This window comes from Aeromonas sp. 602396 (genome assembly GCF_049173735.1).
GTDB lineage: Bacteria > Pseudomonadota > Gammaproteobacteria > Enterobacterales > Aeromonadaceae > Aeromonas > Aeromonas veronii_A.
The window spans coordinates 481284-500417 of the sequence record NZ_JAAKSD010000001.1 but is presented as its reverse complement, the minus strand read 5'-3'; the positions used below and the strand labels follow the sequence as shown (position 1 = coordinate 500417).

Here is a 19134-nt window from a genome sequence, read left to right as displayed (position 1 = left end):
GGCTACGCACTGCGGCCTGCTCAGGATGAGCCCAACACCGACCAGAGACAACAGAGACGTAAGGACAGACCCATGGATTTGAAACAAGACGGTGAGGAGCTGAAGCGCGGCCTTAAAAACCGCCACATTCAGTTGATTGCTTTGGGCGGCGCCATCGGCACCGGCCTCTTTCTGGGCATTGCCCAAACCATCAAGATGGCAGGCCCTTCGGTCCTGCTGGGGTATGCCATCGGCGGCTTTATCGCCTTCCTGATCATGCGCCAGCTCGGCGAAATGGTGGTAGAAGAGCCGGTAGCCGGCTCCTTCAGCCACTTTGCCTACAAATACTGGGGTGAGTTTGCCGGTTTTGCGTCCGGCTGGAACTACTGGGTGCTCTACGTGCTGGTGAGCATGGCCGAGCTGACCGCGGTGGGAATCTATGTCCAGTACTGGTGGCCCGAGATCCCGACCTGGATGTCGGCAGCCTTCTTCTTCGTGCTGATCAACGCCATCAACCTCTCCAACGTCAAAGCGTTTGGCGAGATGGAGTTCTGGTTCGCCATCATCAAGGTGGTCGCGATCATCGGCATGATTGGCTTTGGCGGCTATCTGCTCCTCTCCGGTGCCGGCGGCCCCGAGGCGAGCGTCACCAACCTGTGGGCCCAAGGCGGCTTCTTCCCCAACGGCATCAGCGGTCTGGTGATGGCGATGGCGGTGATCATGTTCTCCTTTGGCGGTCTGGAGCTGGTCGGCATTACCGCCGCCGAAGCGGACAACCCCGAGAAGAGCATTCCCAAGGCCACCAATCAGGTGATCTACCGCATCCTCATCTTCTACATCGGCGCTCTGGCTATCCTGATGTCCCTCTACCCCTGGGGTAAAGTGGTGGAAGGCGGTAGCCCGTTCGTAATGATTTTCCACGCTCTGGACAGCAATCTGGTCGCCACCGTGCTCAACATCGTGGTACTGACGGCGGCACTGTCGGTCTACAACAGCTGCGTCTACTGCAACAGCCGGATGCTGTTCGGGCTGGCCAAACAGGGCAACGGCCCGAAAGCCCTGCTCAAGACCAACAAGAGCGGCGTGCCGCTGGTGGCCCTCTCGGTCTCGGCCATCGCCACCCTGCTCTGCGTGCTGATCAACTACCTGATGCCGGGCAAGGCGTTCGGTCTGCTGATGGCGCTGGTGGTCTCCGCACTGGTGATCAACTGGGCGATGATTAGCCTCGCGCACCTCAAGTTCCGCAAGGCCAAGGTCGCAGAAGGCGTCCAGCCCAAGTTCAAGGCGTTCTGGTATCCCTTCGGCAACTATCTCTGCCTCGCGTTCATGGCTGGCATTCTGGTGATCATGTATATGACCCCCGATTTCCGCATCTCGGTCGAACTTATCCCCGCTTGGCTGGTGGTACTGGGCATTGGCTTTGTCATCAAGCGCAAAGGACAAGCTCAAAGCAAGGTTGCAGCCAATCTGGGTTAATACCCGCAGCTGAGAAAACAATGCAAAACGCCGATCGCATGATCGGCGTTTTTTTATTGCGCGCAGCACTACTAGCAACCATAGCCCTCAGGAAGGCAGCTCTTGCCTTTGATCTTGCCGATGCTCCGGGCTGTTGATGCAACACTCATCGCGGAAAAAGGCGATGATCTCCTCCAGCACCGCGTATTGAGAGACGCACAGCAGGGTGCGACTCTCCCGGTTTTGCTTCACCAGCCCCACCGAGACCAGCGCCGCGATATGGTGGCTGAGGGTGGAAGCGGGGATCGCCAGCTGCTTTTGCAGCTCACCCACCGGCAGCCCCAGCTCTCCCGCCTTGACCAGATGCTTGAAGATAAACAGCCGGGTCGGATGACCCAGCTCTTTCAATGCCTTGGCGACCTCTTCCAGTTGCATCTCTGCGCCCTCCACGAATTTGATATTTCGATAATACCAGAAATATCTTGACCGGCCATTCATTTCGATTATTTTGGAAATATAGAAACCAGGTGAGGATACGACAATGAATGAGTGGTTAACCATGCTGACCGATGCAGCCCAGATGTTCCTGTTTCTGGCTGTCGAGCTGTCGGTGCTGTTTCTGGTCATTAGCGCCGGGGTCAGCCTGATCCGCCAGAAGATCCCCGACGAGAAGATCCAGCGGATGCTGGGGGCCCGCCACGGCAAGGGCTATCTGCTCTCTGCCCTGCTCGGCGCCGTCACCCCCTTTTGCAGCTGCTCCACCATCCCCATGCTGAGAGGGCTGCTCTCGGCCAAGGCTGGCTTTGGCCCCACCCTCACCTTCCTGTTTATCTCGCCACTGCTGAACCCCATCATCGTCGGCTTGATGTGGGCCACCTTTGGCTGGAAAGTGACCCTGCTCTACGCCGTGATCGCTGCCAGCGTCTCCGTCATGGCGAGCATGCTGCTCGACAGGCTCGGGTTCGAGCGCCATGTCATCGACCCCAAAGAGGCCACCCCCTCTTGCGGTAGCGGCTGTGGCCCGGCGACCCGCGCCACCACTCAAGCACATTGCAGTGACAACCAACGCAGCGCCATTCGTGCAATCAAACCCCTCAACGGGGCAGCGTGCTGCCCGGCACCGCAACCAGAGATGGCAGAACAGGCCACCCTCTCCTGCTGCGGCGATGGCACGGCAACCCTGACTCGTGCGCCACAGCTCCCCACCGCCTGGGTCAAAGCTCGCATTGATGCCTGGCAGCAGTTCAAAGCGGTATTGCCCTTCCTGCTGCTGGGGGTGCTCATCGGCTCGTTTATTTACGGTTTTATTCCGGCCGAGTGGATCGCCGCCCATGCTGGCGCCGACAACCCGCTGGCCATCCCCTTCAGCGCCATCGTCGGGATCCCGCTCTACATCCGTGCCGAGGCCGTGATCCCGCTGGCGTCGGTACTGCTGGGCAAAGGGATGGGAATGGGCGCCGTCATGGCGCTGATCATCGGCAGTGCCGGTGCCAGCCTGACCGAGGTGATCCTGCTCAAATCGATGTTCAAAACCCCGATGATTGCGGCCTTCCTTACCGTGATCCTCGGCATGGCGATCCTGATGGGCTACCTGACGCAACTGCTGTTTTAAGTCGCCCATCATTAAACAGACAGGGTGTTAAGCCAGCTGAGTGTGAAACCATCAGGCTTCCCATAGACAAAACGCCGATCAACTGATCGGCGTTTGTCTATTCCGTACGGCAATCTGCAACCGGCGTTACAGATATTGCCCGACGATGGGGAGCAGATCCTCGACGTCACGGGCGATATGGTCGGGTTGGTGTTCCCAGCTCTCCGGGGTCGCGCGGCTATAGGCGACAGCCACCGAGATCACACGGCTCTGCTCGCCAAGCGCCCCTTGCAAATGACGAGCAAACTGCACATCCGCTTCATGATCACCGATATAGATGAGCGACGGACACCTGGCTGGGCCGAAGATAGACTCCAGACATTTGAGGCCGCCGAAAGGGTGTTTTTTGCTACTGTGCGGGCACGTCATCGTAGCCAGCCACGGCCTTGAACTGGCTGTTCACACCATGCAGTTCAAGCACCCGGAGAAGGGTTTTTAGGCGTTTTTCGAACAAATGCCATGGGAAATGGCAGAGAAATGGTCAATCACCACCTCCAGCTCCTAAAAAATGCACCTAAGTCCCTGTCTCTCCTGATGTTTGGCTCACAGACTGCCAGCCTGCACCATCTCGTCCCGCGACAAACCGTAGTAATCCCTATAGAGATCCTGCCAGTTCTTGGCGGCGTGATTGGCATGGTGATACTCCGCTTCGCTGCGCAGATAACGAGGTAACTGATCGCCGGTCAGATGGGGGGCGACCTCAGCCAGGATCTGCTTGGCGATATCGATATTCTGCGGCACCGAATTGACCAGGGTGCCGTCATAATTCCATAAAATCGCCCCCAACTTAATTGCCTTACCTGTATCGCTGCGTGGCTATAAGTCATGCGATGTTACTTGGCTTGCGTCCCCCGCCAAACCGTTGCGATGGAAGATGTGTAGATGCCCCTGCTAGGCGCAGAACAGTTAATGAGCAACAACACAATAAAATGAGCAGCCTCTGCCATACTCAGACGATGCATTCCGTTATGGTAAAACCGGAGCCTGATCATGGTAACCAACACACCTCACACTACAGATACCGAAGTTGAATTTACCGACAACGTCCAGTTGGTATCGACCACCGATCTCAAAGGGGACATCACCTACGCCAATCCGGCGTTTTGTCAGGTGGCAGGCTATCGCCTGGAAGAGATGCTGGGACAACATCACAACCTGGTACGCCACCCAGACATGCCCAAGGCGGCATTCGCCGATCTCTGGGCCCATCTAAAAGCGGGCAAGCCGTGGCGGGGCATAGTCAAAAACCGCTGCAAGGATGGTAGCTATTACTGGGTTGATGCTTATGTCACCCCGATCTATGAAGATGGCAAGATGGTGGGTTACCAATCCGTTCGTTGCCGACCCTCCGCAGAGCACAAAGCGCGTGCCAACAAGATGTACAAAACCCTTAAGGCACGCGAAACCGGCTCCGCCATTCACATGGGGCAGCGCCTGCTCACTCCGGCCATCATGACCATACCCCTGCTGCTGCTCAGCGTGATCAGCGCGCTCTGGCTGCTCACACCACTGCAGGCGCTCTGGATCATCATTCCCCTATTGGCCACCCTCTGGTTCAACCGTAATGCGCTCTTCCTCACACCGCGATTCTTGCAACAGCTTGAGCAGGACTACGACAGCATCAGCCGCCTGATCTTCTCGGGGGATGCCCCCCACAGCATTGCCGATTTCCATATCAAGCTCTGGCAAGCCAGAATCCGTACCGTGCTGGGAAGAGTCGATGACACCACACTCTCGCTCAATGCCATGGCCAACAATTTGAGTGGTTCGGCCGCACTGGCCAGCAGGGATATCTCCTCACAGGATATGCAAATTCAGCAAGTCGCCACCGCAGTTACCCAGATGGCATCAGCTGCCGAAGAGATCAGCCGCAATATTCAGGACAGCAACCAGCAGATCGAAGAGGCGCGCAACCATTGCATCACCACCAGCAATCAGCTTTCCGATGCGGGAGAAGAGATGTCGGCACTGGCTACCCAGGCAGAGCAGGCCTTCCAGTCAGCCGTCGAGCTGGCAAGCGAGTCCGAACGGATCGGCAGCATCATGAGTGAAATTCGCGGGATTGCGGATCAAACCAACCTGCTGGCACTCAATGCCTCCATTGAAGCAGCGCGGGCGGGCGATCAGGGACGCGGCTTTGCAGTGGTGGCTGACGAGGTACGCAGCCTGTCGACCAGAACCCATAGAGCAACAGAGCAGATCCAGAGCAGCATTGGTCATATCCAGCAAACCCTCGGGGGATGGAAAGAGATGATGCATCTCAATGTGACCAGAACCAATGATTGCCTCGCAACCACTCGGGCAAGCACCGGCAACCTGAATCAGGTCGTGATCGAAATAGACAAGGTCTCTGATTTTTCCAATCAAGTTTCCGCTGCAGCGACCCAGCAGCAAGCGGTGATCGAGGAGATCTGTCGTAATATCAATCAGATATCCTCACTTTCTCACGATAACAGCCTCAAAATCGATCAGGTCAGTAAAACCAGTGCCAACTTGCAGAGCAAAGCGAGCCAGCTCAAGGACCTAAGCCGGACATTCGGATAGCAGCATGCAGATAAAGTCCATGTAAACGAAGGGCCACCCGTCTGGGTGGCCCTGTTGTTTATACGGCTTAACTGTTGCTCCTGGACGCCACTTACTTGGCGTAATCCTCAGTCGGGATACAGGAGCAGAACAGGTTGCGATCCCCGTAGACATCGTCGATGCGGTTCACAGAGGGCCACAGCTTGCTGGCGCGCACGGCGTCGGACGGGAAGACCGCCTCGGCGCGGCTGTAGCCACGGGACCACTCTGCATCCATCACGTCGTCCTGGGTGTGCGGCGCATGGACCAGCGGGTTGTCGGTGAGGCTCCAGTGGCCGTCCTGCACCTTGGCGATCTCGGCACGGATGGCGGTCATCGCCTCCACGAAGCGGTCCAGCTCGCGCTTGGATTCCGATTCGGTCGGCTCGACCATCAGGGTACCCGCTACCGGGAAGCTCATGGTCGGCGCGTGGAAGCCGTAGTCCATCAGCCGCTTGGCCACGTCCATCTCGCTGATGCCGGAAGCTTCTTTGAGCGGGCGGATATCCAGGATGCACTCGTGGGCCACCCGACCGTTGCGCCCGGAGTAGAGCACGGGGAAGGATTCACCCAGCTTCTTGGCCAGGTAGTTGGCGTTGAGGATGGCCACCTGGGTGGATCTCTTCAGCCCCTCGTCGCCCAGCATGGCGATATACATCCAGCTGATGGGCAGGATGCTGGCCGAGCCAAACGGTGCCGCCGACACGGCGCCGTTGTTGCGGCTCTCCTTGTCGGTCTTGACCACGGCGTGACCGGCTACGAACGGTGCCAGGTGTTTCTTCACGCCGATGGGGCCCATGCCCGGGCCGCCACCGCCGTGAGGAATGGCGAAGGTCTTGTGCAGGTTGAGGTGCGACACATCCGCCCCGATAAAGCCCGGCGCAGTCAACCCGACTTGCGCGTTCATGTTGGCGCCGTCCAGATAGACCTGACCACCGTGCTGGTGAACGATGTCGCACACCTCCTTGATGGTCTCCTCATACACCCCGTGGGTGGAGGGGTAAGTCACCATCAGACAGGAGAGTTGATCCCCCGCCTCGGCCGCCTTGGCGCGCAGATCGTCGAGATCCACGTTGCCGGACTTGTCACAGGCGGTGACGATCACCTTGAGCCCCGCCATCTGGGCTGAGGCCGGGTTGGTTCCATGGGCAGAAGCCGGAATGAGGCAGATGTCGCGATGCCCCTCGCCGCGGGATTCGTGGTATTTCTTGATGGCCAAGAGACCAGCGTACTCGCCCTGAGCACCTGAGTTGGGCTGCATGCAGACCGCATCGTAACCGGTCACCTTCACCAGCCAGTTTTCGAGGTCGGCCAGCAGCAGTTGGTAGCCCTTGGCCTGTGCCAGCGGGGCGAACGGGTGCAACTTGCCGAACTCGGGCCAGGTCACCGGGATCATCTCGGCGGTGGCGTTGAGCTTCATGGTGCAAGAACCCAGGGAAATCATGGCGTAGTTAAGCGCCAGATCTTTTGCTTCGAGACGGTGGATATAACGCAGCATCTCGGTTTCGGAGTGGTACTTGTTGAACACCTCGTGGGTCAGCACGGCATCGGTGCGCAGCAGATCCTGCGGGATAGCGTGATGGGCCTGGGCCGCCTTGTCGAGAGCCTCGATATCGAGCCCATGACCTTGACCAAGGAAGAGATCGAACAACTCGGCCACATCGCCGCGAGTGGTGGTTTCAGAGAGGGACACCCCTACCGAGCCATCCAGATCGGCGCGCAGGTTGATGCCGAGCCCCTCGGCCTTGGCAATCAGCGCCGCCTTGTCGGTAGTCTGCACGGTCAGGGTATCGAACCAGCTGGCATGCTTGAGGGCCACCCCCTTGGCCTTGAGGCCAAGCGCCAGAATGGTAGTGAGACGGTGCACGCGGGAGGCGATGGTTTTCAGCCCCACCGGGCCGTGATAGACGGCGTAGAAGCTCGCCATGTTGGCCAGCAGCACCTGAGCGGTACAGATGTTGGAGTTGGCCTTCTCGCGGCGGATGTGCTGCTCGCGGGTCTGCATCGCCATACGCAGCGCGGCCTTGCCACGAGCATCCTTGGAGACACCGATGATGCGGCCCGGCATGGATCGCTTGTAGGCATCGCGGGTAGCGAAGAAGGCGGCGTGGGGGCCACCGTAGCCCATGGGCACGCCAAAACGCTGGGCAGAGCCCAACACCACATCGGCCCCCAGCTCGCCCGGGGATTTGAGCAGCAGCAGAGAGAGCAGATCGGCGCTGACGCAGGCCAGCCCTTTCTGGGCCTGTACGGCGGCAATCAGGGCGCGCAGATCTTTCACCTCACCTGTGGTGGTGGGGTACTGGAACAGGGCACCGAACACCTCTTCGCTCACCGCATCGCTTGCGGCGCCGACCGCCACGCCGAAACCGAAGTGAACCGCGCGCTCCTTGACCACGTCGATCACCTGCGGGTGAACGTCGTCGGCCACGAAGAAGAGGTTGGATTTGGACTTGGCCATCCGCTTGGCCAGCGCCATCGCCTCGGCGGCGGCGGTCGCTTCATCCAGCAGGGAGGCGCTTGCCAGATCCATGCCGGTCAGATCCAGCGTCAGCTGCTGGAAGTTGAGCAGGGCTTCGAGACGGCCCTGTGCCAGCTCGGGCTGGTAGGGGGTGTAGGCGGTATACCAACCCGGATTTTCCAGTACATTGCGCAAAATGACGTGGGGCACATGGGTATCGTGATAACCCATGCCGATGTAGCTCTTGGCAATCTTGTTCTGAGCGGCATAGCCCCTGAGCTTGGCCAGCGCTTCCACTTCGGTCATGCCGGCACCGATCCCCAGCGGGCCCGGCAGGCGAATGGCGGCGGGCACGGTCTGTTCAATCAAATCGTCCAGGCTTTCGGCCCCGACGGTCGCCAGCAGCTGGCGCAGCTCTTCCTCGCCCGGGCCAATATGGCGGCGGACAAAATCGGTTTTTTGCTCGAGTTCAAACAGTGACTGGGTCATTTCCCTATTTCCTGATAAATAAGTCCTGGCATGACATCCTGATAACCAAGACCTGATGTTCCTGATCGTCGGCAGATACCGACTCCACTCATGTTCAGGGTCCCGCAGACAGGGTGCGGCACCGGATGCTGCGGCAGCATCAAGAGGGGATCGCCTTGTTGCGAACCGGCCCGTTTGCCCCCTAGGCACCTAGGCTGGTAAACGGCAGGCGCGGACGACTTCACCCTTCCACCGGCCGGTGCTTGCCCGGCTGGCGGTCATACAAAGGGGCCCTGCTGTGTTGGCAGGGCCCGGGGGCATTACTCTTCGTCCACCACGTTCTGGTAGCCTTCGGCATCCAGCAGGTTGGCTAGCTCGCTCTCGTCATCGAGCTTGATGCGGAACAGCCAGCCAGCGCTGTAGGGGTCGGAGTTGACCAGCTCGGGGCTCCCTTCCAGCTCTTCGTTGACGGCAATGATCTCGCCGCTCACCGGGCTGTAGATGTCGGAGGCCGCCTTGACCGACTCGGCCACGGCGCAGTCGTCACCGGCACTGACCTGCTTGCCCACTTCCGGCAGCTCGACAAACACCATGTCACCCAGCAGCTCCTGGGCGTGCTCGGTGATACCGACCACGGCCTCGCCGTTGGCTTCAACACGGATCCACTCGTGGGAAGTGGCATATTTCAGTTCGCTCGGGATATGGCTCATTTGTGCTTCCTTTGATCTTTGAGTCGCGTTTAAAAACGAATATGAAAAGGGATGGGGAGGCACTGCCCTCCCCCAAGACGGTATTAAACCAGCTTCTGGCCGTTACGGACGAAAGCGGGCTTGGTGACCTTCACGGTGACCAGCTTCTTGCGGATCTCCACCTCGGCCAGCTCACCGATATCACGGGGCACCCGCGCCAGGGCAATACTGTAGCCCAGGGTGGGGGAGAAAGAGCCGGAGGTGATCACACCTTCCCGCTTCTCACCGTTTGCCGCGGTGAAGGTAACGGGCATACCGGCACGCAGCACCCCTTTCTCTTCCATCACCAGCCCCACCAGCTTGGGCTGATTGCCCGCCGCTTTCTGTGCTTCCAGCACGTCGCGGCCGATAAAGTTGCGATCGCTCGGCTCCCAGGCGATGGTCCAGGCCATGTTGGCGGCCAGCGGAGAGACTGACTCGTCCATATCCTGACCATAGAGGTTCATCCCCGCTTCGAGGCGCAGGGTATCGCGGGCACCGAGGCCGCACGGGGCGACGCCGTTATCCAGCAGCGCTTGCCACAGCTCGCAGGCTTTCTCTTGCGGCACCACGATTTCATAACCATCTTCGCCGGTGTAACCGGTGGTGGCGATAAAGAGATCGCCAGCCTGCACGCCGAAGAAGGGTTTCATCCCCACCACGGCGGTACGCTGAGCGGCGCTCAGCACAGCAGCAGCCTTGACCTTGGCGTTGGGGCCCTGCACCGCAATCATCGCAAGCTCGGGACGCTCGGTGACTGTGATATCGAAATCGATGGCGTGATGGCGGATCCAGGCCAGATCCTTCTCGCGGGTAGCGGAGTTGACCACCAGCCGGTAAAACGTATCGCCAAGATAATAGGTGATGAGGTCATCGATAACCCCGCCTTCCGGATTGAGCATGCCGCTGTAGAGGGCCTTGCCGGTGGCAGTGAGTTTGGCCACATCGTTGGCCAGCAGGTGTTGCAGAAAGGCTTTGACCCGTTCGCCGGTCAAATCGACGATGGTCATGTGGGAGACATCGAACATACCGGCATCGCTGCGCACCGCGTGGTGCTCTTCCAGCTGGGAGCCGTAGTTGATGGGCATTTCCCAACCGTGGAAGTCCACCATCTTGGCGCCGGCTTCCAGGTGTTTGGGATGCAGTACAGTAGTCTGGATCATCGCATTCTTTCCTTAGCAAAAAGCCTTTTCGCTTTGGCGACCACCCTTGCGACCCGCGCCACCGCTCTAACTGCACTACGTACAGCAAAAAGCGACCGGATCCAAAAGTGTGTGCTCGCTCCTGCCCTTGCCAGGCAAGAGGGATTCCTTGAACGGAGCGGATTATATGACAAGCAGGCGAGCGTGCCGCTCAAAAAAAACTAATCCCCTCCCGTAAAACTGACTCCAGACACTAAGATAAATGCAGTGATAAAAACAGCCATAAGCCGACTCAGGCGAGATTAAATTTTGATTTTTACCGTTTCGTCACAATTTGCAGAAAAACGTTTCGCTCCAGAGCAAAATTAAAGGCTGACACCCAAAACGGGTCATCAGCCTTGTCGGATTACTTTTGTTGTCAAAAACGGCGAGTAATATTAGTTTTTTTCACCCTTGGCCTGCATGGCACTGCCTTTGGTCGCCGCAACGACCCAGTCAGGACGGGCCAATGCGGGCAACTCGCCCTCCAGCCCCATGGCGGCGCGGATCACCCCCTCCTTGAAGGGCGTCAGCAGATTGGCTGCCCGCAATCCCACGCCCCGCACCAGCTTCTTGAGCGGGTTAGCCCCGCTGAACAGCCGCTTGAGCCCCTCCATCGCAGCGAGCATGCGAGCCGCTTCGCTCTTGCGCCAGCGCTCGTAGCTGCGCAGGTTAGCGAGCAGGCCGATATCCTCACCCGCGGCATGATTTTGCAAGATCAGCTCCGCCAGCGCGGCAGCATCCAGCAGGCCAAGGTTGACCCCCTGCCCCGCCAGCGGATGGATGGTATGGGCGGCATCTCCCACCAGCACCAGCCGCTCGCGGGCAAAGTCGCGAGCATAGCGGGCGGTAAGCGGAATCGCGCTGCGCGGCCCCTCCACCTTGCACAGACCGAGCCGAGCGTCGAAGGCGGCAGTAAGCTGACGATTGAACTGCTCGTCATCGCAGGCACAGAGCGCCTCGGCACGGGCCGCAGGCAGCGACCAGACGATGGAGCAGAGGTTCTCTTGCCACAGCGGCAAAAAGGCGAGCGGGCCATCCGGGGTGAAGATCTGGCGTGCCACCGCCTCGTGGGGCTCGGCGCAGCGCACCGTCGCCACCAGGGCGTGGTGGCCATAATCCCAGCTGGTGAGCGGGATATCGGCCTGACGGCGCACCCAGGAGTGGGCGCCATCGGCGGCTACCACCAGTTTGGCCGAGATGGCCTGACCATCTTCAAGGAGCAGCAGGGCGCCCGCCGGGCCGCTCTGCAAGCTCTTGGCTCTGGCGGGGGTCAGCAGCTGGATATTGCTGGCACCTTCAATCGCCTCAAGCAGCGCCAGCTGGATCACCCGATTCTCGACGATGTGGCCGAGGTTGGCCTGACGCAGGCTGGCGGCATCGAAGTCGATATGGCCAAAACTGTCCTGCTCCCACACCGCCATCTTGTCGTAGGCCTGCAGGCGGCGCGCTTCAATGCCGTCCCAGGCGCCGACATGGCGCAGGATCTGCTGGCTGGCCAGACTCAGGGCGCTGACCCGGTTATCGGCCACCTCCCCCAGCTGCGGGTCGGGCAGTTGTCCCTCCACCACCAGCACCTTGAGGGCGCTATGTTTCAAGGCCGCAGCGAGCCCCAGCCCCACCATGCCGCCACCGACAATCACCACATCCACATTTTTCATCTGCATCATCTCATCCTTTCAGGGCTGACCGGCTGGCCAGCGAGGGGACGCCCGCAGGCATCACCTCTTTATTCAATAGGTTTTGATCAACGAATGGCGGTCAACAGGTTCCACTCAACAAGTGCTGGCTAGTTGCCGCACACATCAGCGACAAAGCCCAGGGTGCGCGAGGCAAGCGGCGCCTTGAGGCACGGGAATCGCCCCATCAGGGTGAGCGCCAGATTGCGCCCTGCCACCAGCGGATCGTGACCATTGGAGAAGAGCTGGGCCAGCGAAGAGGTGAGCCAGACGGTCTGCTCCTGATCGCGCTGACGCTGCTGCCAGTAGCCACTCAGTACCTTGAAGCTGCCGATATCCTCCCCCTCTGCCAACGCCTTGGCTACGGCGCCGGTAAGCAGGTCCAGATCCCGCATCCCGAGGTTGAAGCCCTGCCCGGCAATCGGGTGCAGGGCGTGGGCGGCATTACCGACCAGCACGGTGCGCTGGGCCAGCGGGTAGTCGCAGGCGGTCAAAATGAGCGGATAGACATTACGCACGCCGCATCGCTCGAAGCGACCGAGCCGCCAGCCAAAGGCCTGCTGCAGACGAGCAAGAAACGCCACCTCATCGAGGGCCATCAGCTCATCCACCTCATGCTGCCCGACGCTCCATACCAGCGAGGAGAGCCCATCCTGCATCGGCAACAGGGCCAGCGGCCCCCCTTCGGTAAAACGCTCGAAGGCGCGTCCCTCAGGGTCTTGCGCCGTTTTGACCGTGGCGATGATGGCGTGCTGCTCAAAGTCGTGGCGGGTCACCGGCAACTTGAAGTGCTGACGCACAAAGGAGTTGCCGCCGTCTGCCGCCACCAGCAGGCGGGTCTCAATCTGTTCACCGTCCTCAAGGGTGAGGGTCACCTTCTCCTCATCGGGCACAATCTCGCTCACCCGTGCCGGACAACAGACCCGGATATTGGGAGAGGCCGCCATCGCCCGTTGCAGCTCATGACCGGCAGCTGCAAGCTCGATCACCTGGCCCAGCGCGGGCAGACCGTATTCAGCGGCCGACAGGCGAGCCTGGCCGAAGTGGCCCCGATCCGAGACATGAATCTGGGTAATGGGAGCGCAATGGGGGGCAAACAGCGGCCAGAGTCCGCGTCGCAACAGCGCATCACAGGTACCGGCCGAGAGCGCAATGGCGCGGGCGTCGAACCCTGAATGGGTGTGCTGTTCGGGGACGCTTGCCTCCAGCAGCAGGATCTCGAGGGGGGAGCCATCGGATCGGAGCAGGGCCGCCAGCGAGAGGGCCAGCACGGCACCGCTCATTCCACCGCCGACCAGGGTGACATCGACCTGTCGCACATCAGATTGAGACATAAGCAGAGAGGAAGAAGTGAAAAAGGTGGCCTCATGCTATCACAAAGCTGCTGGCCGAATGCGAGGTCACCGGCAAAAAACCGGTTGCGCCTCACAGGGTTAGCCACCACAAGGGAATAAAAAAGAGCGCCATCAGGCGCTCTTGCAGATTCAGTAAGGGTCGCGTTGACCCGCACCTCAGCACCTCAATGAAGGGTCGGCGGCGCGCTCGGGGTATCGGGGCGCTTACCAAACTCTTCGAAGGCCATCATAACCCCCAGTTTGACGTGTTCGTAGAGCACCAGGAAGGAGGCTTCGTTCTCGTCATCTTCCTGATCGAACTCGGCGGAGACCTGAGTGATGCTGGCGATATCCTGGATCATCTCCTGCAACTCTTCCGACGCGCGCGACAACTCCTGCTGCACCACGCCGAAACCGGCCAGAAACGCCTGTGACCAGTCCACCAGCGAATCGATGCGCTCGTCGAGGGGAGCATCATCACTTGGCAGCAGCAGCTCGACGCCCTTCTGGGCCATCAAGCTCTCGACCACATTGTGATAAAGATCGGTCATCACCTGGCGCACCGGGGCCGGCAGGCCGAAACCGTCGTTCACCAGATCGTTGAAATGGGGCAGCCAACTCTTGTCGTCCAGTGCTACGCCGCCACACACCAGACCGCAGATCACACCATGGGCTTCTACTGCGCTGGCCATCAGCTCATGCTGTTCCATGATGTCGGCCACTGCCGCATATTTAAGGGGGTTCGTTTTGCTCATCGAGGATCCGCTCAAAGTTCAGTCAAATTTGCAGAATTAATGGTCAGGATCCTAGCATTCTCCCTCTTGCAGAGCCAGCAAGGCCTTGAAACTTATGCATCTGCGCTATATAGTCCCGCCCAGTTGTCCACGTGGATAAAGGCGGAAATCAGCTCCGCCGTATTGAGGAAGGCATGAGCACAGAGGCCGTAGAAATCGTCATTTTGGGACGTCCCTACAAGGTATCCTGTCCCTTGGGACAGCAGGATGCCCTGCGCCAGGCCGCCGAGCAGCTGACCGACAAGTTGATCGACCTGCGTCAACGTTCCAAAGTCTCCAGCAACGAGCAATTGGCTATCATGGCGGCGCTCAATTTCTGTCATGAGCTCTGCCTTGAAAAAGAGAAGAACCACCAATACTCTGAGACCATGGACAAGCGGATCAAGATGCTGCAGCGCACCATCGAAGCGGCCCTGATCGAGCACGGACAATATGGTGATTCCAGCGAAGAGGGGCAGCAGCCCTAATCGCAAACCGTTTTAAAATTCCCTGGGATGTTTGTCAGCCGGTTCAAGTCCCCGAGCCGATATTCATACCAAACAGGGGATCTGCCTTCTGGCTATTGCGCATGCTCGGCACGACCGAGAAGCCTGCGGTCAGATCCGATCCCCGCCTTGAACCGACGGTTCAAGGGCCCAAACCGGCAACGGCATCTCGGGGTACCAACAGCAAAAGCCCGTCACCAGCGTGACGGGTTTTTTCTTTTCCGGAATTAACCTCACAACATCGATCACTACATCAAGCTAATGCGATCTCCTAGCCCGTTCTCCGGATAAAACAAAGCCCACCGCTGAGGGTGGGCTTGCTCCAGATGCAAAGAGAGCGGCAGATCAAATTGCCATCTGCTCGTGGGGGGAGCCATGGTGGCGTAACCAGACAAAACTCAGCGCCACGATCAGCACCATCAGGGTCATGATGGCACCCAGAGTCACCTGACCGGTCATCGGGAAACCGGCCGCCAGCAGGGTCACCACACCGGCACCCAGATTCTGCATCCCGCCGAGAATGGCACCCGCGGTACCGGCCTGACCCGGGAAGGGCTCGATGGCACAGGAAGTGGCGGTCGGGTAGAGAATACCGCTACCAATGAAGTAGACAGCCGCACCACCGACCAGCGAGGAGGCACTCACCACCCCGAACAGCCCCGGCACCAGAATGATGAGGGAGCCGAGCGCCAGAAAGGCGATGCCAAGGCGCATCAGTTTGCCCTGAGTCAAACGGAAGCTCAGCTTGGCAGAGAGCCAGGCACCGAACAGATAGCCGGGCAGCGGCAGCACGAACAGCACGCTCACGGTACGGGCACTCAGTTTCAGCACATCGCCGAGCAGCACACCGGCCGCCGCTTCAAATACTGCCAGTCCCGCAAAAGTCGCCATCAGGCAGAGCAGGTTGCCCTGAAACTTGGGGTTGCCCAGTACATGGCGATAGGCAGCACCGACGCGCAGCGGCTGACGGGCAGCAGCAGGCAGCGTCTCACCAAACCAGGCCATGATCGCCAGGGTAGCTACGGCACCAAAACCGAACAGGAACCAGTAACCGGCACGCCAGTTGAACAGCTCGGTCAGCCAGCCACCCAGCACCGGTGCCAGCAGCGGGGAGAAGATCACCCCCATGCTGACCAGACTGTTGGCGCGGTTGAGCTCGGCGCCGTTGTAGCGATCGCGCATCACGGTACGGCTCATGGCGCCACCGGCACCGGTACCCAGCCCCTGAATAAAGCTGCCCACCAGCAAGGCGGCAAAATGGGGGATGACCTGAATGATCAGGGTGCCTACCAGAAACACCATCATGCCGACGATCAGCACCGGACGACGACCGATGCGATCCGACAGCGGCCCGTAGACAAACTGGGAGAGGCCATAGGGGATCAGGTAACAGGCCATCACCGCCTGCAACTGGCCCGAGGCCACATTGAAGTCCCCCGCCATCATGGGAATGGAGGGGACATAGAGGGTCTGGGTCATCTGGCCCACAGCGACCATCAGAATGGTCAGTAAAAACAACGGATAAAAACTGTGCCGATCCATATCAGTCCCAAAAAATCGAAAAAATGCTGCCGCCCTCTGGCACAAAATGGCCCAGAGGAATCTGATCACAGAGGCTGTGATGCAATCAAAAACAGTGTTGGAAACAGTAGGCGGGGAGCCCGCCAGACCACCGCACAGGACGCTTGGTGGTATGGGGGCATCATAGTGATTCAGCTCACAGAAAACGAACGAATCTTTATAATCGGCTTGCCTTAGTTTTTCTAATATTACGGGGCAATACGCCCCGTCTGCGGTTCAAAATCAACGTGTTACCATCTGTTGTGCCTGCTTGATCAGCTCATCCGGCTGCTCTTTGCGCGGTGGTATGGTGATCCCCTTCTGGCAGGCAGGCTTCTCGGCCATCCGATCCATCCAGGCTTGCAGATGGGGTAACCCTTCGATGGAGATGCCGCTCCAGTCATAAATCCGCACCCAGGGCCAGGTGGCGATATCGGCGATGCTGTACTCGTCCGCTAGATATTCGTGATGGGCCAGATGGCTGTCGAGCACCTCGAACAGGCGGCGCCCCTCCTTCTGGTAGCGTTCGATGGCGGCGGGGATCTTTTCGGGGAAGTAGCGATAGAAGACATTGGCCTGCCCCATCATGGGCCCTACCCCGCCCATCTGGAACATCAACCACTGAATGGCCTGAGAGCGGCGTTTGGGGTCCGCCGGCAACAATTTGCCCGTTTTCTCCGCCAGATAGATAAGGATGGCACCCGACTCGAATACGGCAAAATCGTCATTATCCCGATCGACGATGGCCGGAATGCGGCCGTTGGGGTTGATGGCGAGAAACTCGGGCTTCTTCTGATCCAGTGCCGAGAGATCGAGAGGAATGACCCGATAGGGCAATCCCAGCTCTTCCAGTGCAATGGCCACCTTGAAGCCATTGGGGGTTGCGGCGGTATAAAAGTCGATCATGATTCACTCCTTGTTGGTCATAGCCAGATTGCACGGTTGGAACTGGGTGCAACACCATAGCCGCCTCATCTTGCAACAAGTGACCGGCTCCAGACCATTAAAAAGCGGCGCACCGTAGGCCAAACAAGGCCACGGTGCGCCGCTGGTGCTCTCTGGCAATAGTAGATATTAGTTAATCACGGCGACCGGCTTGCGCTGGCGCAGCATGATCAGGCGGGAAAGCAGCGGGAAGTAGGACTCCAGCTTGCGCAACAGCACCCGGCTGCAGGCAGGCTCGGCCAGCTCCGACTCATCCAGCACGATGCCGTTTGAGACAAAATAGAAACGGGGGTCACGCACATCCGGCCCGCAGACCGTCAGCTCCTTGTCTCCCTTACGGATCAGCAGCGGCAAGACCGGCAAACCGATCGTCTCATCCTCTCCCCGGGCAAATCCGGCATCCTGCCAGGGCGCATCGCCGTCGATCAGCAGGATCGCCGCCTCCGTCTTGGCCGGTTGCCACTGGGCCAGGGGGATCACGGTGATGTGGGCAAAGTGATCACCATACTCGGGTGATGACCGCAAGATGGCCAACAGTCCCTCGCTGGCTGCTGACACGTTCTGACTCACTAATGACAAATTCATGGCTCATATCCCTATGCTCATGACAGCCTGTATCCGGCTGCTGGGATAAGACTAGCGCAGATCTGGTCTATATTGGAGCCGTCAGATCTGGCAGTCGCAATCAATTAGTCGTAGGGGGATAACAGTTGCCATCGCACAAAATACTGGTATCATACCGCGTCCTGTTATCCCCCGTTCTTTAACATCCAGTGGTGAACCTATGCATCCGATGCTGAATATCGCCGTGCGCGCTGCGCGCAACGCCGGTCAAGTTGTAGTAAAAGCCTTCTCCCAGCCCGAGAACATTGAGGCTATCCAAAAAGGCAGCAATGACTTCGTGACCAACGTTGACCGTGAAGCCGAAGCGGCCATCATTCACACCATCAAAAAATCTTACCCGGAGCACAGCATTGTTGCTGAAGAGTCTGGTGAGATTGCCGGTACCAATCCGGACTATCAATGGATCATTGACCCACTGGATGGCACGACCAACCTGGTCAAAGGCATTCCGCACTTTGCCGTCTCCATCGCCCTGCGTGTCAAGGGCAAGACTGAACAAGCCGTTGTTTACGATCCCATCCGTGACGAGCTGTTTACTGCTACCCGTGGTAGCGGCGCCCAGCTGAACGGCTACCGCATTCGTGTCGGCAAAGCCAAAGAGCTGGCTGGCACCGTGCTGGCGACCGGTTTCCCCTACAAGCAAAAGCACCACATCGAGTCCTACCTGAAGATGTTCCAGAGCATGTTCATCGAATGTGCCGACATCCGTCGCTCCGGCTCTGCCGCACTGGATCTGGCCTACGTGGCTGCCGGTCGCGTCGACGGTTTCTGGGAAATCGGCCTCAAGCCCTGGGACACCGCTGCCGGTGAACTGCTGGCCAAAGAAGCTGGCGCCATCGTCACCGACTTCGTAGGTGGTCACAACTACGAAAACTCCGGCAACATCGTGGTTGCCAACCCGCGTGTCCTGAAAGAGATGCTCGGCAAGATCCGTGAAGAGCTGCCGGAGTCCCTGGCGAAATAAGCCAGCCTTCGAGCAGACAGATAACAAAACCGGCGCAAGCCGGTTTTCTTGTATCTGTTATCCGAACACCAAGGCAGACATCTACAGCTGATTTAAAAGAGTTCGCGATGCATCCCCACTTGCCTCTCAACATCCACTTCAGCCATTTGCAGACAACCCCTCTTGCCCCCCGCCTTTGGCTACCGATAAGAGTTCCCATGTGGTTGCCTGGATAAACTCTTTCCAGATTTTCAGATAGCGGCAATCGCCCTGCAGACATGGACA

18 protein-coding genes and 1 other RNA gene are annotated in these 19134 nt (G+C 59.0%); 7 read left to right on the top strand and 12 right to left on the bottom strand.

Annotated features, from left to right (window positions below):
* Positions 1-72: 72 nt before the first annotated feature.
* Entirely contained in the window at positions 73-1455 is a 1383-nt protein-coding gene (locus tag G5229_RS02235; protein ID WP_005352966.1) for an amino acid permease, read from the top strand.
* An 87-nt stretch (positions 1456-1542) separates the two neighbouring features.
* Here the strand turns inward: G5229_RS02235 and G5229_RS02230 are convergent, their stop codons facing one another.
* Positions 1543-1869, bottom strand: a complete 327-nt coding sequence (locus G5229_RS02230; protein ID WP_421208279.1) for an ArsR/SmtB family transcription factor — start codon at positions 1867-1869, stop codon at positions 1543-1545.
* 106 nt (positions 1870-1975) lie between these two features.
* Here G5229_RS02230 and G5229_RS02225 point away from each other — a divergent pair, with 106 nt between their 5' ends.
* Positions 1976-3046, top strand: coding sequence for a permease (locus tag G5229_RS02225; protein ID WP_421208277.1), 1071 nt, complete (start codon positions 1976-1978; stop codon positions 3044-3046).
* 126 nt (positions 3047-3172) lie between these two features.
* Here G5229_RS02225 and G5229_RS02220 read toward each other — a convergent pair whose 3' ends face one another.
* Positions 3173-3337 (bottom strand): hypothetical protein, encoded by a 165-nt coding sequence (locus G5229_RS02220; RefSeq protein WP_421208275.1) that lies wholly within the window; start codon positions 3335-3337, stop codon positions 3173-3175.
* A gap of 291 nt (positions 3338-3628) precedes the next feature.
* Positions 3629-3871 (bottom strand): HAD family hydrolase, encoded by a 243-nt coding sequence (locus G5229_RS02215; protein ID WP_216953957.1) that lies wholly within the window; start codon positions 3869-3871, stop codon positions 3629-3631.
* Positions 3872-4075: 204 nt separating this feature from the next.
* Between G5229_RS02215 and G5229_RS02210 the strand changes: the two genes are divergently transcribed.
* A complete protein-coding gene (locus G5229_RS02210) occupies positions 4076-5629 on the top strand; it encodes a methyl-accepting chemotaxis protein (protein ID WP_421204715.1) in 1554 nt (517 codons plus the stop codon).
* A gap of 91 nt (positions 5630-5720) precedes the next feature.
* Here the strand turns inward: G5229_RS02210 and gcvP are convergent, their stop codons facing one another.
* The 3 genes from gcvP to gcvT all read right to left on the bottom strand — a co-directional run bounded on the left by gcvP (position 5721) and on the right by gcvT (position 10467).
* Positions 5721-8597 carry an aminomethyl-transferring glycine dehydrogenase gene (gene gcvP / locus G5229_RS02205; RefSeq protein ID WP_421208273.1) on the bottom strand — a complete coding sequence of 959 codons (2877 nt, stop codon included), beginning with the start codon at positions 8595-8597 and terminating at the stop codon, positions 5721-5723.
* 299 nt (positions 8598-8896) lie between these two features.
* Complete coding sequence (gene gcvH / locus G5229_RS02200; protein ID WP_005333898.1) at positions 8897-9286, bottom strand: glycine cleavage system protein GcvH; 390 nt, start codon at positions 9284-9286, stop codon at positions 8897-8899.
* Between the two features lie 83 nt (positions 9287-9369).
* Positions 9370-10467: a glycine cleavage system aminomethyltransferase GcvT gene (gcvT, locus tag G5229_RS02195; RefSeq protein WP_421208271.1), complete on the bottom strand. Its 1098-nt coding sequence runs from the start codon at positions 10465-10467 to the stop codon at positions 9370-9372.
* Here gcvT and G5229_RS02190 point away from each other — a divergent pair.
* A complete protein-coding gene (locus tag G5229_RS02190) occupies positions 10444-10671 on the top strand; it encodes a hypothetical protein (RefSeq protein WP_058058493.1) in 228 nt (75 codons plus the stop codon). The two genes, gcvT and G5229_RS02190, sit on opposite strands and share 24 nt — an antisense overlap.
* 212 nt (positions 10672-10883) lie before the next feature.
* Here the strand turns inward: G5229_RS02190 and G5229_RS02185 are convergent, their stop codons facing one another.
* The 3 genes from G5229_RS02185 to G5229_RS02175 form a co-directional block, all read right to left on the bottom strand.
* Positions 10884-12152: an FAD-dependent 2-octaprenylphenol hydroxylase gene (locus G5229_RS02185; RefSeq protein ID WP_421208514.1), complete on the bottom strand. Its 1269-nt coding sequence runs from the start codon at positions 12150-12152 to the stop codon at positions 10884-10886.
* A 122-nt stretch (positions 12153-12274) separates the two neighbouring features.
* Entirely contained in the window at positions 12275-13498 is a 1224-nt protein-coding gene (gene ubiH / locus G5229_RS02180) for a 2-octaprenyl-6-methoxyphenyl hydroxylase (RefSeq protein ID WP_421208269.1), read from the bottom strand.
* A 185-nt stretch (positions 13499-13683) separates the two neighbouring features.
* Entirely contained in the window at positions 13684-14253 is a 570-nt protein-coding gene (locus G5229_RS02175; protein ID WP_005333908.1) for a UPF0149 family protein, read from the bottom strand.
* A 173-nt stretch (positions 14254-14426) separates the two neighbouring features.
* On the opposite strand from G5229_RS02175, the gene zapA reads away from it, so the two are divergent.
* Together zapA and ssrS are read left to right on the top strand one after the other, a co-directional pair.
* The gene (gene zapA / locus G5229_RS02170; protein WP_005333910.1) at positions 14427-14759 is read left to right on the top strand and encodes a cell division protein ZapA; all 333 of its coding nucleotides are present in this window, start codon (positions 14427-14429) and stop codon (positions 14757-14759) included.
* A 16-nt stretch (positions 14760-14775) separates the two neighbouring features.
* A non-coding RNA gene (ssrS, locus tag G5229_RS02165) (6S RNA) lies at positions 14776-14957 on the top strand.
* A 165-nt stretch (positions 14958-15122) separates the two neighbouring features.
* Here ssrS and emrD read toward each other — a convergent pair.
* From emrD to G5229_RS02150, 3 genes are all read right to left on the bottom strand, one after another.
* Entirely contained in the window at positions 15123-16319 is a 1197-nt protein-coding gene (gene emrD, locus G5229_RS02160) for a multidrug efflux MFS transporter EmrD (RefSeq protein ID WP_421208267.1), read from the bottom strand.
* A 261-nt stretch (positions 16320-16580) separates the two neighbouring features.
* Positions 16581-17243 carry a glutathione S-transferase family protein gene (locus tag G5229_RS02155; RefSeq protein WP_043819510.1) on the bottom strand — a complete coding sequence of 221 codons (663 nt, stop codon included), beginning with the start codon at positions 17241-17243 and terminating at the stop codon, positions 16581-16583.
* Between the two features lie 168 nt (positions 17244-17411).
* A complete protein-coding gene (locus tag G5229_RS02150; RefSeq protein ID WP_421208265.1) occupies positions 17412-17867 on the bottom strand; it encodes a hypothetical protein in 456 nt (151 codons plus the stop codon).
* A gap of 199 nt (positions 17868-18066) precedes the next feature.
* Between G5229_RS02150 and suhB the strand changes: the two genes are divergently transcribed.
* The gene (gene suhB / locus G5229_RS02145; RefSeq protein WP_005352992.1) at positions 18067-18870 is read left to right on the top strand and encodes an inositol-1-monophosphatase; all 804 of its coding nucleotides are present in this window, start codon (positions 18067-18069) and stop codon (positions 18868-18870) included.
* The last annotated feature ends 264 nt before the right edge of the window (positions 18871-19134 follow it).